The following is a 12,879-nucleotide window of genomic DNA, read 5'->3' as shown; positions in this document are numbered from 1 at the left end:
AGATCGGCACTTGGTTGTCGTTACACCAGGCGCGAATTGCATCCGCCTGCCGCTCGACTGGATCCTCGGGCAGTGGTTGGCCACAGGTAGGGCAGTTGCAGATCATTGGCACCCCCGCGTATCCAAATCGCACCTGTGTGTCAGTTTGGTTCCAGTGTGCCGAAAACGGCTCACTGTGGTGATTTCCACACGCTGGATTACAACAGGCCACCTCTGAAGTTGGCTCATAGCTGGGTCGGACAAAAATCCGAGGTCGGCAATTTTGCGTCGTGGGGCCGCGCGCACTCTTGAGGGCATTTTTGAGCGGTAGGAGAGGTAGATCAGAAGATCTAAATCCCAGGCTGCGCCTGGTATATCTAAGAAGGAGTCCAGAAAATGGACTAAGTGAACTGCTTCCATGCGTCCACTTTCTGGACCGATGAGAGTGTTTTTCATGGCCTAGGCAACCTCCATGAGTCCATTTTTTGGACGCAGTGCGTCCATTTTCTGGACTGAGTGTTTTGTTCTTTCGAGACTGAATTTCCGGGGAGGTGTGGTGGTGGGCGAAACCTCGATCTTCCCTTCGCACGGATCGATAGGGCGCCAGGTAATGGCGTAAAGCGCACAACAGCCACCTGGCTTGATGAACTTGCCTTCTCGAGTACGAATGATCAGATCGTGGTCCTGAAGCTCATCCAGAGCCTTGGCGAGGGTGGTACGGCTGTTTACACCCCATTGCTTGGCTTGAGTGAATGAGGCGCTGAGGTCACCGTTGTTCATGCCTCGGTACTGCCGAAGCAATCCCAGCAGTACCTTCAGCGCGCCACCAGAAAGCGCCCGGAAGTCTTCGCTATCCATTACCGCGTGCGGCAAGGCAGCGAAGGTCCCGGACGGGTTACGCCCCTTTGACTTCCTCAGGTTTCGGCCCACGGTTAGTCCGCCTTCTGGGCTTCTACAGGCAAGCCGATTCCGTCGGCGATGATTCGCCGTTTTTTGGAGCGCATGATTTACTCCTTGCCGGGTTCGGCTTGCTCTGCCTGGAGACCTGCCCAGACGGCATCTACAGCAGCTTTCGCCTGGGTAATGATCATCTCAATGGCGTACACGCAGTTGGCCTCAAGCGGCATGCCCTCGGCCTTGCGAGTTAGGGAACGGGCGATGTCCAGCATGCAGGACACGTTTTCGATCACTTCTGGAATAGGCGCGCCGCTATTTACAGAGAACAGGGGCGTATCTTTAAGACCAGTCAACGCATCGAAGTCCGTTTTCTTAGTGGTTGCACGCTTCATTGGGCACCCCCATTCCGCTCTTCTTCCACGGCGGAGCACAGGTCATAACTAGCTCCCGAGATGTAGGCAGACAAGGCCGCTACAGCGTTAAGCAGGCCGCTTACTTCGCGATCATGAAGATGGTGCTCGCAGCCATCGGCGCCCAGCAGGTTTGCGATTGTCTCCAGTGCAATGCTAGCGGTACTCAGGTTATTTCCGACCTTATCGGCAACAAAAGTGAGATTACGCATGGCTCGCCTCCTGCGTTTCCAGTGCGCGAGCCTGCTTCATGGCTGCGTTGTAACGGCGTAGGCGAACGGCGAGAGATGAATTGCTATGGAGGGCGGCAATTGCGCAGGCGCGATGGAAGCGTGCGCGAGCTTTAGACGGATTGAGGGTGAGGATGCGACGCTTGGTCATGGAAAGATCTCCAATGCTGGATGACTTTCCGCTCGTCTGACGCCAATCAGGGAGAGCGGAGCCGTGCGGCGTTGGCGTACCGGGCATTGGAACCGGCGCATCCGAAGATGCCACCACACGGCCCCACCCATAGAGGTGCTGCCATGCTGCGGACACAAAAAAACCGCTCTGAGGCGGTGTGTCCGCCAATGCTACCGGGACGCCAATCCCGTCTGCCGAATTTGCGGCAGCGAGAAGACTATAGAGCCAGGTCGGAGGGATCGCAAGAGTCATGCTGCAACCCTCCGATTGAGGGTCATTATCGAGAGGGCCCGCTGGGCCCGCTTCCGCTGCGACTCGGGGATGCTGTAGCGGTTCACGTCGCAGCCTTTGCCCCAGCGGGTCGGAACACGCTCGGGGACGATATCGAAATCGACCCCCCAGTTGTGTTTCAAGGCGCTGATGGTGGAGTTCAGACAGTGATCGCCCAGTCGCTCGGCTTCGAAGCGGTTTAGAGAACCGCCAGCGACCAGGTAAGCGAGGATCCTGCTGGTCTTGGTGGGAGCATTGGCGACTGTGATAGTATTACGTTCAGAACGTTGTGGGCTGGCCTGTTGGTCGGCCTTTTTTTTGTTCATTAGGCGGCCACCCCGCGAGCTTCGGCAATGCGCGAACCCACCCAGGCATGAACCTCGTCTTCGGCCCATACGACGGTCATCGGACCGAGATTGATTTGAGCAGGGAAGGTTCCAGCTGCGATCCGGCGATACAGGTCGGACTTGCTGAGCGAGGTGATGGAGAGGACCTCTTTGATGCGGATGAAGCGCTGAGTATGCACTGGGGTGTTCATACAGCCTCCCCATCGCGTTGGGCGATCTTGTGATTTAGCCAAGTTTCGACTTCTGCGAGCACGTAATATGCGGCAGCTTGGCGAGTGTCACTAAACTTAATCGGTTTGGGGAAAGTGGGGTCTTTCTTCCTCAGCTTGGCAAGTCCGGAATGAGTTTTGCCAAGTTTCTTGCACAGTTCGGGCTGTGGGATAAGAGATTGCCCTTGAGTGGACTGGGTTGGGTTCATTTGGGTGTGCCCTCATGGTGAGTTCACAGCCCATTATCCAAATTAAGGTATTGGAAGCATTATCTATTTTTTTCTATTCCAAAAATCTAAAGTATTTTTAATAGAGCCTCGGCAATTTCTCGATGCTCCCGAATCATGTCTCTGAATCTACGGTCGCCAATTCCAAGTTTTTCGCAAAATGGTACTCTGGCTGCGATCTCTGCTTTCTTGCGGCTTACTCCCTGATTGATGTGTTTCTCTACTTCTACCAGATATTGAGCAACCAGGGTCGCATTTCTGAATTTTGTTCCTTCAGCTGTTCGTTCCTGTCCCTGTTTCTTTTTTGTTCCTAGTCGTTCGGCCACTTCATCCATGATTTCGCTATTTGTTTTCCCGCGCATCTCTATAATTGCCCGCAAGGCATGGGCGACCGCCTTCAAGTCCTCGTCGCTTGGCTTGCCTGTCTTTTTAACATCATTGCAAAACCTGTATGCAAGAGCGTATCCGATCGTTGTATCTGTAAATGAACCTGTGCGGTGTAGTAAATCAAGGCTGAATACTGGGATATCCTTTTTCATGCTCGTTTTATGCTCACAACGTTGCCGCCAGCGTACAGGGCATCTACCGAGTCGGCCCAGGATTGCATCATTGCACGGCGCTGCTCCAAGTAGCTGGCGTGGTTGTAGGTGTCGCGAATCTCGTTGTCGTCACCATGGGCGAGCTGTCTCTCGATCCAGTCTCGGTTATAGCCTCGGCTGTTCAACTCGGTACTGAGCAGGTGGCGGAAGCCGTGTCCAGTCTGTCGACCTTCGTATCCCATGATGCGAAGGGCCTTGTTGACAGTGTTCTCGGACATGGGGCGCCCAGGGTTTGCCTTGCCAGCGAAAGCGAGGCCATAGCGTCCGGTGATTTCTTGTAGGTTACGGAGCAGTTCCACGGCCTGGGTTGGCAGGGGGACGATGTGCGGGCGCCTGGCCTTCATTCTGGCTGCTGGGATGGTCCAGGTAGCGGCATCAAGATCGAACTCAGACCAGGGAGCCTGACGTAGTTCCCCGGGGCGTACACCGGTCAGCAGTAAAAGGCGAATGGCAATCTTGGTGGTCTGGTCGCACCTGGCTCCAGCCAACTTTTCCAGCAATTCGGGAATTTCACTCAGTGGGATATGGGGATGATGCTTCGCTCGTGGCGCGTGCGCGGCTACCACGTCTAAGTCTGTGGCCGGGTTGGTGACGGCCACCCCCTTGGCCAGGCCAAAGCGGAATATCTGGTTGAGCCACTGCCGGATCTTGCCGGCGGCATTCAGGGTTCCGCGTGCTTCTACGGTGCGTACCAGATCTACCAGATCTGGACGGGTGATCTCCGTTACGGAGCGCTTGCCAATGCCTGGAATGATGTCGTTGTCCAGATAGAGGCGAGCTTTGTAGGCCGTCGCCTCTGCCCAGCGTGGCGCGCTGTAGGCATACCACTCGTTAGCCAGTTTCTCGAAGGTATACGCCTCGGCCTCTCTGGCGCGCTTCTCAGCTTGTTTGTGTTGAGAAGGGTCTATCCCAGCGGCAACCTGTGATCGTGCAACGTCGCGCAGTTCTCGCGCTTTTGCGAGGGTGACGGTGGGGTAGGCCCCGAGGCTGATCATTTTGGGCTTGCCAGCAAAACGATAGCGGAAGCGCCAGAGCTTGCTGCTGGTGGGGGTGATTTCGAGGCTCAGGCCCAAGGTGTCTGAGAGGCGGTAGAGCTTCTCCCTGGGCTTGGCGGTGCGGGCGGCGGAGTCTGTGAGAGGCACGGTTTTCCCCGTAAGCCACGCCAGGCGCCGGGCTGGTGCCGGGTGTGAGTAGAAATTCATGACCGAACTGGTCTACTCACGAATCTACTCACAAAACTTTGGGCTTACAAGGGATCGTCTGGAACCGCTAGAAACAAAAAAACCGGCTCAAAGGCCGGTTCTCTTGGGGTTCCGAGACTGCTTGGTATCTCTCGGGACCTATATATGGTGCCCAGGGACGGAATCGAACCGCCGACACGGGGATTTTCAATCCCCTGCTCTACCAACTGAGCTACCTGGGCAACGGGGCGCAATTAAACGGGTTTAGCGCGGCAGTGTCAACACCGGCGAAGAAATTTTTTTTGTTTTTTAACGCCTTACGATCCCCTCGCGGTTTCCGCCGGACTGCCGTGCCTCAGTTCCAGGCCTGGCGTTCCTCGTCGCGCAGCTCCACCGGCAGGCTCCGGCCTTCCTCGGCGGAGCGTCGTGCCAACTCCAGCAGGGCCATCAGCGCGCAGGCCTGTTGCGCCGACACCGGGTTGCGCGACTGACCGCGGATGGCGGCGGCCAGCGCCTGGTAGTAGCGGCTCTGGTCGCCAGCCGGGGTGACCAGCGACTGGCGCAGGCCCTGGCCGTCGATATGCTGCAACAGGTCGGGATCGCGGCCCCAGCCGGCGGAACCGGGGTGCAGTCCCTGGAGCAGTTGCGCTTCCTGGATGTCGGCGCCGGCCTTTAGCAGGCTGCCGTGGTCGCCGTGCACATTGAAGCGTGGCGCCGGATTGGCAGCGAGCATGCTGGCGCGCAGCGCCACCTGGCAGTGCGGATAGTCGAGCAGGACCTCGAACCAGTCGTCGGTCAGCGCGCCCTCGCGCAGCCGGCGCAGGTGTCCGTGCATACGCTGCGGTATGCCGAACAGGCACAGTGCCTGGTCGAGCAGGTGCGGGCCGAGGTCGAACCACAGCCCGGAGCCGGGTAGGTCGTGTTCGCGCCAGCGGTCGCGGACCTGCGGACGGAAGCGCTCGATGGCCGACTCGAAGTAGCGCACCGGGCCGATGCTGCCGGCCTGCAGGGCGGCCTCCACGGCGAGGAAGTCGCTGTCGAAGCGCCGGTTCTGGAACACCGAGAGGACCTGGCCAGGCCGTTCGCGGGCGAGGTCGGCGAGGCGCCGGGCTTCGGCCAGGGTGACGGTGAACGGCTTGTCCACCACCACGTGCTTGCCGGCGCGCAAGGCCCGTTCGGCGAGGCTGGCGTGGGTGGCATTGGGCGAGGCGATGACCACCAGGTCGATGTCGGCGGCCTCGATGGCCTCATCCGGATCGGCGCTGACCCGGGCTTCGGGCAGGTCGGCGTGCACCCGCCCAGGGTCGCGGGAGACCACGTGCTCCAGGCACAACGCCGGTACCGCGCGGATCAGCGGGGCGTGGAAGGTCTTGCCGGCGAAGCCGTAGCCGATCAGCGCGGTGCGGATCGGAGGCAGGCCAGAGAGGGATGGGGTCATGGCGGCCTCCGTCGGGCGGGGTGGGGGTCAGGCGGATGGCGGCACGTAGCCGTCGGCCTTGGCGTAGTCCTCGCCGGAGAGGAACTTGTCCATCTCCTGCTGGAGGAACTTGCGGTCCTCGGCGTTCATCATGTTCAGGCGACGCTCGTTGATCAGCATGGTCTGGTGCTTCTGCCACTCGTCCCAGGCCTTGCGCGACACGTTGTTGTAGATGTCCTCGCCCTTCGCGCCAGGATACGGCGGGCGGTCGAGGCCGGGCAGCTCTTCGTGGTACTTGCGGCACATCACGGTGCGGCTCATGGTCGTTCTCCTGCAGTTGCCGCCGGGCCCGCGGGCCCGGCATTCACGCGGCCGTGCCGCGTCCGAGTTCCTGTTCTGCGCGCTTGAGCAGCTTCTTCACCGGAGCGGCGAGGCCCAGGCGCGGCGGGGTGGCGAGGTTATACCAGAGCCAGTCGCCCTCGGCCACGGCGCGCGGAGCGCCTTCCACCGCCACCAGCCAGGGCTCGATGGCGAGCTGGAAATGACTGAAGGTATGGGTCAGGCCGCTCAGTTCGCGGCGCTCGCCGAGGGCCAGGGAATGGCGCGCGGCGAGCGGTTCGAGGCCGTCGAGGTCGTCCAGTTCGGGGAGGCTCCAGAGCCCGCCCCAGAGTCCGCTGGAAGGCCGCCGGTAGAGCAGTATGGCGCCGTCGCGGTTGGCCAGGATCGGCATCAGCGTGCGCTTCTGCGGCAACGCCTTGCGCGGCTTGGGCTGCGGATAATCGGCTTCGCGGCCGAGCAGGTGCGCGCGGCAGCCCGAGACCAGCGGGCAAAGCAGGCAACTGGGCTTGCTGCGCGTGCAGAGGGTGGCGCCGAGGTCCATCATCGCCTGGGTGTAGTGGTTGACCCGTGCGTGCGGGGTGAAGCGTTCGGCGGCTTCCCACAGCGCCCTGGCCACCTTCGGTTCGCCAGGATAGCCGTCCTGCGCCAGGTAGCGCGCCAGTACGCGCTTGACGTTGCCGTCGAGGATCGGTGCGCGCAGGCCCATCGACAGGCTGGCGATGGCTCCAGCGGTGGAGCGGCCGATGCCGGGCAGTTCGGCGAGTTGCTCGACGTCGCGGGGGAACTCCCCTGCATGCCGCTCGACCACGATCTGCGCGGTCTTGTGCAGGTTGCGCGCACGGCTGTAGTAGCCGAGCCCGGTCCACAGGTGCAGGACTTCGTCCTCGGCCGCCGCGGCCAGTGCCTCGACGTCGGGCAACGCTGCCATGAAACGGTCGAAGTAACCGAGCACGGTGCTGACCTGGGTCTGCTGCAGCATGATTTCCGAGACCCACACCCGGTAGGGGGTGATGCCCTGCTGCCAGGGCAGATCCTTGCGACCGTGACGGTCGTACCAGTCGAGGACCGCGCCGTTGAAGCCTTCAGGTGTCATTTGCGGTTGAACAGCCCTTTGAGTGCGTCTTTCAGCTCCGGACTGACCTTGTCGCCGAGCTTCTCTTCGAGTTTTTCGTTGAGGCGATTGCCGGCCAGTTTCGCGGCGACCTTGCCCATGCCTTCCTTGTCCAGGCGGCAGGCCTTGGCGCCGAGTTCCAGCGGGCCGCGGCAGAGCAGCGGCCATTCGATGCCGGCGTAGCGCTGGTTGACCTGGCAGGCCGGGTCCGGCATGTCGCTCTTGTCGCCCTGGATCTCCACGCCGATGCGATAGTCCATGCCCAGCACGCGCAGGTCGATATCGCCGTGGCCGCTGACCGCCAGGCCGGGAATGGCCACTTTCAGGTCAGGGTTGCTGGCCACGCCGTTGGTGAAGTTCAGGCTGCCCTTGAGCTCGCGGAAAGGCGTGTCCTTGCCGCCGTGAGTACCGGCAAGGGCCTTGCGGTTGAGGGTAGCGATGCCCTGGCAGAGCTGTTGCTCCAGGTTGGCGTCGGGCAGCACGCCGTTGATCAGGCTGAAGCGTGCGTTGCCGTTGAGATGGTCGATCCAGGATTTCTCGCTGTTGCCGCTGGTGCGGATGTCGGCATCGAGATCGAGCAGCCCCTTCACCGGCGGTTTCTTGCCCTGGGCTTCGAGCAGGCGCTCCACCGGCACGTTGGCGATGTGCTTGGTGGCGGTCAGCACGGCGCTGTCCTGGCGTACATCGAGGTTGGCCTTGGCGTTGAAGCGGCCGTTGTACAGCCCGCCGCGCATGTCGTCGAGGCTGATCACGCCGCCCTGGCCGCGCAGCTTCAGGCTGGCGTCGTCGATCGGCAGCTTCTCGACGGTCAGCCGGCCGAAGTTCAGCGCCACGTCCAGGTCGAGCTTGCGCAGGGTCGCGATGGGCAGCAGCGGCGCGTCGCTCCAGGCCTGCCTGGTCGGTTTTTCCGGTAGCGGCGTGTTGCCCTGGGCGGCACTGGCCACGGTGGCGTCGACTTCCGCCTTGCGCGTGGCGCTGGCGGCATCCTGGGCTTGCTTGGCCTTGGCCGGCAGGTAGCGGTCGAGGTCGAGCTTGTCGCCCTTGAGCTGGGCGCGCAGCGATTGCCTGGCGAAATCGGCGATGCCGAAGCGGCCGCTGAAGGCAGTGTCGTCCAGACCCAGCTTGAGGTCTTCGAGATTCAGGCTGTTGCGGCTGCCGGCCAGGCGGGTGTTCAGCTCGAACTTGCCGAGGGTGTTGGCATCGGCCATGGCCGGCAGGGTCACACCGATGCCGGCGAGGAACTCGCGCAGGTTCATCGGCGCGATCGACAGGCCGCCGCTGAACTTGGTGTCCTTGTCCAGCTCGCGGGCCTTCAGTTCGCCGAGGGCGCGCAACTGGTTGACGCTCAGCTTCAGGCCGTTCCACTCGGCGATCTGCGCCGACTGGTCGAGCAGCAACTGGCCCTGGGCGGAGAAGGTGGCGGTCTTGCCTTGCAGCGGCTCGCCCGAGGCTTCGCCGGAGAGCCTGGCGTCTTCCAGTTGGTAGCGCCTGAGCGCGGTGTCGAAGCGCAGGTTGCCGGTCAGCTCGGTCTTGACCCGTACCACCGGCTGGTTGGTGCCGAGGTAGGCGTTGAGCTTCAGCGGAATGCTGCTGCCTTCGCGAATGGCGCCGGTGCTCAGCTCGATGCCCTCGACGTTGTACTGCTTGCCGCTGGCTTCGTCGGTGTAGGTGACGCGGGCGTTGTTGACATTGAGGCTGTCGATGTCGAGCTTGATCGGGGTGCGCGGGCTGTCGTTCTGCGGCGCCTGCTCCGGTGCCTGCGCCTGGGCGCCCTTGCCGTCCGCTGCCGGCGGGGTGGCGGAAGGAGCGGCCGGGGCCTGGGGCTGGGCCGGCTTGCCGATGTTTTCCCAGTTGCCCTTGCCCTGCTTGTCGCGGACCAGGTCCAGGCTCAGGCCTTCGACGCGGATCGCGCTCATCTGTACGTCCTTGCGCAGCAGCGGCAGGACCCGCACCGACAGGCCGAGCATCTGCAGGTCGGCGAACGGCTTGGTCGGCGTGGCGGCGCTGGCGATGCTGGTGTCGTGCAGTTCCAGGCCCAGCCAGGGGAACAGGCTCCAGCCGATGTCGCCCTTCAGGTCCAGCTCCAGGTTGGCCTTGTCGCGGGCGATCTGGCGGATTTCGTCCTTGTAGTCATTGGGATCGAACAGGTGGGTCAGGGCGAAGCCCAGGGCCACGACGAGCAGTAAGAGTCCCAGGAAGAACAGCCCCAGGACCTTGCCGAATGCTTTCATGGACGAATCCTTTGTGCTGGCAGCGGTGAATGTGCGGGCGAGTATAACAACGCCGTTTTGCCAGGCCGACCCTGCGCGCGGCGAAACCTCGTCTCAGAGTGCGCGGGCGACCCGTTCGGCGAGCGCCAGGCTGGCGGTGAGGCCGGGCGACTCGATGCCGAACAGGTTGACCAGGCCGGGCAGGCCGTGTTCGGCAGGGGTTTGGATGATGAAGTCGGCGGCGGGTTCCCCCGGCCCGCCGAGCTTGGGCCGGATGCCGGCGTAGCCGGCGGCCAGGCGCCGAGGATCGATGCCGGGGAAGTAGCGCGAGATGGCCTGGGCGAAGGCGGGGCGGAGGGATTCGTCGACGCGGTAGTCGAGGTTGTCCACGTAATTCACGTCGGGACCGAAGCGCAACTGGCCGCCGAGGTCGAGGGTGGCGTGGATGCCGAGCCCGGCGGTGCGCGCCTCGGGCATCGGGTAGACCAGGTGGCGGAACGGCGAGCGGCCGCTGTAGGAGAAATAGCGCCCCTGGCACAGGTGCAGCGCCGGCACCTGGCGCGGATCGAGGCCTTCGGTGCGTTGCGCCAGCGCCTGGGCGAACAGGCCGCCGGCATTGACCACCCAGCCCGCGCGCAACCGGAACGCTTCGCCGACGCTCTGTCCTTCGGCGCGCCAGCCGCCGGCGTGGCGCTCCAGGCGGTCGACCCGGGTGTCCAGCGCCAGTTGTGCGCCGTGGCGTTCGGCGACGGCCTGCAGCGATTGCAGGTAGGCGTGGCTGTCGATGATTCCCGTGCTCGGCGAGAGCAGGGCGGCGACCCCGCGGACCTGGGGCTCCAGCGCGCGCAGCGTGGTGCCGTCCAGCGGCATCAGGTCGTCGACCCCGCAGGCGCGTGCGTTGGCCGCCAGGGCCTGGAGCCTCTCGCGCTCGTTTTCCTCCACCGCCACCAGCAGCTTGCCGATGCGCCGGTGGCCGACGCCGTGGCGGGCGCACCAGGCGTACAGGCGTTCGCGGCCTTCCAGGCAGAGATCGGCCTTGAGCGAGCCGGGCGGGTAGTAGAGGCCGGCGTGGATCACTTCGGAATTGCGACTGGAGGTGTGGCTACCGACCAGCCGTTCGCGCTCCGCCACCAGTACGCCGTGGCCGGCTTCGGCCAGGCGCGCGGCGCAGGCCAGGCCGAGGGCGCCGGCGCCGACTACCAGTACGTCGACGTCGTTCATGCGTCGCTGGCTGCGCGCTGCAGCACGGCGACGATCGCTGCCCGCGCCTGCGGGCTGTTCTTCCAGCAACTGGAGCCGGTCAGGGCCGCGCCCTGGGCGAGGATACTCGCGGCGTCGCAGTCGCGCAGCCGGACGAAGCTGTCAAGGCCCATCTGCTCCAGGCGTTGCAGCACGGTCGGGCCGACCCCCTTGAGGGCAAGCAGGGCGGCGCGTTCGGCGGAGGAAAAGGACATGGCGAAGCTCCGTGGCGGGGACCGCCACCGAGCATATCAGAGGCTGTCCAGCGGCAGCCCGTGGCGTGCCGCGAGGGCACGGGCCTCCAGGTGCCCGTCCGGGGCGACCAGGCGCAGCGGCTTGCCGGCTTCGGCAGCCAGGCGCCGGGCCTCGTCGAGGAGGCGTCGGCCGACCCCGCGGCCGCGGGTGATGCCGCGCACGCAAAGGTGCGACAGCTGCCAGGCGTCGTCGCCGCGCCGCAGCAGGGCGGCACCCAGCAGGCGGTCGTTGAAGCGCCCGGCGATCAGCTCGTCGGCGGCCAGCCCGGCCGCGACCAGCGCCGCGCCGTCGGCATGCGGGGCGAACAGCCAGTCCGGCGCGTCGGCGTAGATCTTCGCCAGGTCCAGGCGATCCTGGGCGCTGGGTTGGGCGAGGGTTTCGACGATCACGGGCATGCGGCTCTCCGCGGCGGGATGAAAGGAGCGCAGTGTAAGGCCTGGCCCGCCGCCCGTGGGGCGATTCGCGCCGACGGTCGCGGCTGGCAGCGCCAGCCCGGGCCTGCCTATAATGCTGGCCCTCTTATAATTACGTGCAGTGTTAGCTGTGGAGCTGGTGATGGCCGAACGCAAGGCATCCGTCGCGCGCGACACCCTGGAGACCCAGATCAAGGTCTCCATCGACCTGGATGGGACCGGCAAGGCCCGGTTCGATACCGGGGTTCCCTTCCTTGACCACATGATGGACCAGATCGCCCGCCACGGCCTGATCGACCTGGACATCGAGTGCAAGGGCGACCTGCATATCGACGATCACCACACCGTCGAGGACATCGGCATCACCCTCGGCCAGGCCTTCGCCAAGGCCATCGGCGACAAGAAGGGCATCCGCCGCTACGGCCACGCCTACGTGCCCCTCGACGAGGCGCTGTCGCGGGTGGTCATCGACTTCTCCGGGCGGCCCGGCCTGCAGATGCACGTTCCCTTTACCCGTGCCAGCGTCGGCGGCTTCGACGTCGACCTGTTCATGGAATTCTTCCAGGGCTTCGTCAACCACGCCCAGGTGACCCTGCACATCGACAACCTGCGCGGGCACAACACCCACCACCAGATCGAGACCGTGTTCAAGGCCTTCGGCCGCGCGCTGCGCATGGCCATCGAGCTGGACGAGCGGATGGCCGGGCAGATGCCGTCGACCAAAGGGTGCCTGTGATGCAGACGGTAGCCGTGATCGACTACGGCATGGGCAACCTGCACTCGGTGGCCAAGGCCCTTGAGCACGTCGGTGCCGGCCGGGTGCTGGTTAGCAGCGACGCGGCGGTGATCCGCGAGGCCGACCGGGTGGTGTTCCCCGGGGTTGGCGCGATCCGCGACTGCATGGCCGAGATCCGCCGCCTGGGCTTCGACGCCCTGGTCCGCGAGGTCAGCCAGGACCGCCCGTTCCTCGGCATCTGCGTCGGCATGCAGGCATTGCTGGAGCGCAGCGAGGAGAACGACGGGGTCGATTGCATCGGTCTGTTCCCCGGCCAGGTGCGCTTCTTCGGCAAGGACCTGCACGAAGCCGGCGAGCACCTGAAGGTGCCGCACATGGGCTGGAACCAGGTGAGCCAGGCGGTGGAGCACCCGTTGTGGCACGAGATTCCCGACCAGGCGCGCTTCTACTTCGTGCACAGCTATTACATCGAGGCCGGTAACCCGCGCCAGGTGGTGGGGCACGGGCACTACGGCGTCGATTTCGCCGCCGCGCTGGCCGAAGGCTCGCGTTTCGCCGTGCAGTTCCACCCGGAAAAGAGCCATACCCACGGCCTGCAACTGCTGCAGAACTTCGTGGCCTGGGACGGGCGCTGGTAG

Annotated in this window: 18 protein-coding genes and 1 tRNA gene; 2 read left to right on the top strand and 17 right to left on the bottom strand. The window is 63.9% G+C overall.

Annotated elements, in window-relative coordinates:
• Positions 1 to 438: 438 nt before the first annotated feature.
• The 17 genes from AC1RB9_RS26970 to AC1RB9_RS26890 all read right to left on the bottom strand — a co-directional run bounded on the left by AC1RB9_RS26970 (position 439) and on the right by AC1RB9_RS26890 (position 11,487).
• On the bottom strand, positions 439 to 837 hold the full coding sequence (locus AC1RB9_RS26970; protein WP_223818283.1) for a hypothetical protein: 399 nt from the start codon (positions 835 to 837) through the stop codon (positions 439 to 441).
• Positions 838 to 986: 149 nt separating this feature from the next.
• On the bottom strand, positions 987 to 1,268 hold the full coding sequence (locus AC1RB9_RS26965) for a DUF3077 domain-containing protein (protein WP_003457699.1): 282 nt from the start codon (positions 1,266 to 1,268) through the stop codon (positions 987 to 989).
• Entirely contained in the window at positions 1,265 to 1,498 is a 234-nt protein-coding gene (locus tag AC1RB9_RS26960) for a hypothetical protein (RefSeq protein WP_003457696.1), read from the bottom strand. Before AC1RB9_RS26960 ends, AC1RB9_RS26965 begins: the two co-directional genes overlap by 4 nt.
• Positions 1,491 to 1,667 (bottom strand): hypothetical protein, encoded by a 177-nt coding sequence (locus AC1RB9_RS26955; RefSeq protein WP_023085964.1) that lies wholly within the window; start codon positions 1,665 to 1,667, stop codon positions 1,491 to 1,493. The genes AC1RB9_RS26960 and AC1RB9_RS26955 overlap by 8 nt, the downstream gene beginning before the upstream one ends.
• Before the next feature lie 269 nt (positions 1,668 to 1,936).
• A complete protein-coding gene (locus AC1RB9_RS26950) occupies positions 1,937 to 2,284 on the bottom strand; it encodes a hypothetical protein (RefSeq protein WP_003457694.1) in 348 nt (115 codons plus the stop codon).
• A complete protein-coding gene (locus tag AC1RB9_RS26945; protein ID WP_033873863.1) occupies positions 2,284 to 2,496 on the bottom strand; it encodes a helix-turn-helix transcriptional regulator in 213 nt (70 codons plus the stop codon). Before AC1RB9_RS26945 ends, AC1RB9_RS26950 begins: the two co-directional genes overlap by 1 nt.
• Positions 2,493 to 2,723, bottom strand: coding sequence for a helix-turn-helix transcriptional regulator (locus tag AC1RB9_RS26940; RefSeq protein WP_003457688.1), 231 nt, complete (start codon positions 2,721 to 2,723; stop codon positions 2,493 to 2,495). Before AC1RB9_RS26940 ends, AC1RB9_RS26945 begins: the two co-directional genes overlap by 4 nt.
• Before the next feature lie 86 nt (positions 2,724 to 2,809).
• A complete protein-coding gene (locus AC1RB9_RS26935; RefSeq protein ID WP_124123154.1) occupies positions 2,810 to 3,280 on the bottom strand; it encodes a hypothetical protein in 471 nt (156 codons plus the stop codon).
• Positions 3,277 to 4,482 carry a tyrosine-type recombinase/integrase gene (locus AC1RB9_RS26930; protein ID WP_033873860.1) on the bottom strand — a complete coding sequence of 402 codons (1,206 nt, stop codon included), beginning with the start codon at positions 4,480 to 4,482 and terminating at the stop codon, positions 3,277 to 3,279. The genes AC1RB9_RS26935 and AC1RB9_RS26930 overlap by 4 nt, the downstream gene beginning before the upstream one ends.
• A 205-nt stretch (positions 4,483 to 4,687) precedes the next feature.
• A tRNA-Phe gene (locus AC1RB9_RS26925) sits at positions 4,688 to 4,763 on the bottom strand.
• 113 nt (positions 4,764 to 4,876) lie between these two features.
• Positions 4,877 to 5,959: an oxidoreductase gene (locus tag AC1RB9_RS26920; RefSeq protein ID WP_003096102.1), complete on the bottom strand. Its 1,083-nt coding sequence runs from the start codon at positions 5,957 to 5,959 to the stop codon at positions 4,877 to 4,879.
• A gap of 27 nt (positions 5,960 to 5,986) precedes the next feature.
• Entirely contained in the window at positions 5,987 to 6,259 is a 273-nt protein-coding gene (locus AC1RB9_RS26915; RefSeq protein ID WP_003096100.1) for an oxidative damage protection protein, read from the bottom strand.
• A 43-nt stretch (positions 6,260 to 6,302) separates the two neighbouring features.
• Complete coding sequence (gene mutY, locus AC1RB9_RS26910; RefSeq protein WP_003110600.1) at positions 6,303 to 7,370, bottom strand: A/G-specific adenine glycosylase; 1,068 nt, start codon at positions 7,368 to 7,370, stop codon at positions 6,303 to 6,305.
• The gene (locus AC1RB9_RS26905; RefSeq protein WP_003105535.1) at positions 7,367 to 9,619 is read right to left on the bottom strand and encodes an AsmA family protein; all 2,253 of its coding nucleotides are present in this window, start codon (positions 9,617 to 9,619) and stop codon (positions 7,367 to 7,369) included. The genes mutY and AC1RB9_RS26905 overlap by 4 nt, the downstream gene beginning before the upstream one ends.
• A gap of 93 nt (positions 9,620 to 9,712) precedes the next feature.
• Positions 9,713 to 10,819, bottom strand: a complete 1,107-nt coding sequence (locus tag AC1RB9_RS26900) for an NAD(P)/FAD-dependent oxidoreductase (RefSeq protein WP_003457682.1) — start codon at positions 10,817 to 10,819, stop codon at positions 9,713 to 9,715.
• Positions 10,816 to 11,052: a hypothetical protein gene (locus AC1RB9_RS26895; protein ID WP_003112622.1), complete on the bottom strand. Its 237-nt coding sequence runs from the start codon at positions 11,050 to 11,052 to the stop codon at positions 10,816 to 10,818. Before AC1RB9_RS26895 ends, AC1RB9_RS26900 begins: the two co-directional genes overlap by 4 nt.
• A 36-nt stretch (positions 11,053 to 11,088) precedes the next feature.
• Positions 11,089 to 11,487, bottom strand: coding sequence for an acetyl-CoA sensor PanZ family protein (locus tag AC1RB9_RS26890; RefSeq protein WP_003457678.1), 399 nt, complete (start codon positions 11,485 to 11,487; stop codon positions 11,089 to 11,091).
• 160 nt (positions 11,488 to 11,647) lie between these two features.
• Here AC1RB9_RS26890 and hisB point away from each other — a divergent pair, with 160 nt between their 5' ends.
• Both hisB and hisH read left to right on the top strand, forming a co-directional pair.
• A complete protein-coding gene (gene hisB / locus AC1RB9_RS26885; protein ID WP_003096088.1) occupies positions 11,648 to 12,241 on the top strand; it encodes an imidazoleglycerol-phosphate dehydratase HisB in 594 nt (197 codons plus the stop codon).
• Positions 12,241 to 12,879, top strand: coding sequence for an imidazole glycerol phosphate synthase subunit HisH (gene hisH / locus AC1RB9_RS26880; protein ID WP_003096087.1), 639 nt, complete (start codon positions 12,241 to 12,243; stop codon positions 12,877 to 12,879). Before hisB ends, hisH begins: the two co-directional genes overlap by 1 nt.

Source organism: Pseudomonas sp. 20-5 (assembly GCF_056782835.1).
Note: the sequence above shows the minus strand (reverse complement) of the source record. Positions and strands in the feature narration are given on the sequence as shown.

Bases quoted from the DNA above. Each gene is read 5' to 3' on its own strand.
- AC1RB9_RS26970 (WP_223818283.1), bottom strand. From the start codon at position 837: ATGGATAGCGAAGACTTCCGGGCGCTTTCTGGTGGCGCGCTGAAGGTA.
- AC1RB9_RS26965 (WP_003457699.1), bottom strand. From the start codon at position 1,268: ATGAAGCGTGCAACCACTAAGAAAACGGACTTCGATGCGTTGACTGGT.
- AC1RB9_RS26960 (WP_003457696.1), bottom strand. From the start codon at position 1,498: ATGCGTAATCTCACTTTTGTTGCCGATAAGGTCGGAAATAACCTGAGT.
- AC1RB9_RS26955 (WP_023085964.1), bottom strand. From the start codon at position 1,667: ATGACCAAGCGTCGCATCCTCACCCTCAATCCGTCTAAAGCTCGCGCA.
- AC1RB9_RS26950 (WP_003457694.1), bottom strand. From the start codon at position 2,284: ATGAACAAAAAAAAGGCCGACCAACAGGCCAGCCCACAACGTTCTGAA.
- AC1RB9_RS26945 (WP_033873863.1), bottom strand. From the start codon at position 2,496: ATGAACACCCCAGTGCATACTCAGCGCTTCATCCGCATCAAAGAGGTC.
- AC1RB9_RS26940 (WP_003457688.1), bottom strand. From the start codon at position 2,723: ATGAACCCAACCCAGTCCACTCAAGGGCAATCTCTTATCCCACAGCCC.
- AC1RB9_RS26935 (WP_124123154.1), bottom strand. From the start codon at position 3,280: ATGAAAAAGGATATCCCAGTATTCAGCCTTGATTTACTACACCGCACA.
- AC1RB9_RS26920 (WP_003096102.1), bottom strand. From the start codon at position 5,959: ATGACCCCATCCCTCTCTGGCCTGCCTCCGATCCGCACCGCGCTGATC.
- AC1RB9_RS26915 (WP_003096100.1), bottom strand. From the start codon at position 6,259: ATGAGCCGCACCGTGATGTGCCGCAAGTACCACGAAGAGCTGCCCGGC.
- mutY (WP_003110600.1), bottom strand. From the start codon at position 7,370: ATGACACCTGAAGGCTTCAACGGCGCGGTCCTCGACTGGTACGACCGT.
- AC1RB9_RS26905 (WP_003105535.1), bottom strand. From the start codon at position 9,619: ATGAAAGCATTCGGCAAGGTCCTGGGGCTGTTCTTCCTGGGACTCTTA.
- AC1RB9_RS26900 (WP_003457682.1), bottom strand. From the start codon at position 10,819: ATGAACGACGTCGACGTACTGGTAGTCGGCGCCGGCGCCCTCGGCCTG.
- AC1RB9_RS26895 (WP_003112622.1), bottom strand. From the start codon at position 11,052: ATGTCCTTTTCCTCCGCCGAACGCGCCGCCCTGCTTGCCCTCAAGGGG.
- AC1RB9_RS26890 (WP_003457678.1), bottom strand. From the start codon at position 11,487: ATGCCCGTGATCGTCGAAACCCTCGCCCAACCCAGCGCCCAGGATCGC.
- hisB (WP_003096088.1), top strand. From the start codon at position 11,648: ATGGCCGAACGCAAGGCATCCGTCGCGCGCGACACCCTGGAGACCCAG.
- hisH (WP_003096087.1), top strand. From the start codon at position 12,241: ATGCAGACGGTAGCCGTGATCGACTACGGCATGGGCAACCTGCACTCG.